Consider the following 425-nt stretch of genomic DNA (forward strand, 5'->3'; position numbering starts at 1 on the left):
GCGGCGGGGCGGCGGGGGCCGCAAACGGCGGCACGCCCGGCATTCAGGGTGCCGGCGGCACCGGCGGCCAAGGCGGCGCCGGCGGCAACGGCGGCGCCGGAGGGGCCGGCAACGGTTCGGCCGGCGGCAAGGGCGGGACCGGTGGTACCGGCGGGGCCGCCGGAAGCGGCGGGGCAGGCTCCACCACCGGCGCCGTCGGCACCGGCGGCCGAGGCGGCACCGGCGGCACCGGCGGCACGGGCACCGCCGGCAGCAACGGCACGTCGCCCGGCACCGGCGGGACTGGCTTTGCCGGTGGCGCCGGCGGCGCCGGCGGCCAAGGCGGGTCCGCCGCAACCGGCGGCACCAACGGCAACGGCGGCACCGGTGGCGTCGGCGGCCAAGGGGGCCAGGGAGGTGTCGGCGGCAACAACACCGGCGCCGGC

General features: G+C 82.6%; 1 protein-coding gene. It reads left to right on the forward strand.

The window, feature by feature from the left end; all coding sequences use genetic code 11:
- Nucleotides 1-425 (forward strand): hypothetical protein (locus FPZ47_RS27975; protein ID WP_210420064.1); only part of this gene is annotated, 425 nt, incomplete at both ends.

Source organism: Mycobacterium helveticum, from assembly GCF_007714205.1.
GTDB lineage: Bacteria > Actinomycetota > Actinomycetes > Mycobacteriales > Mycobacteriaceae > Mycobacterium > Mycobacterium helveticum.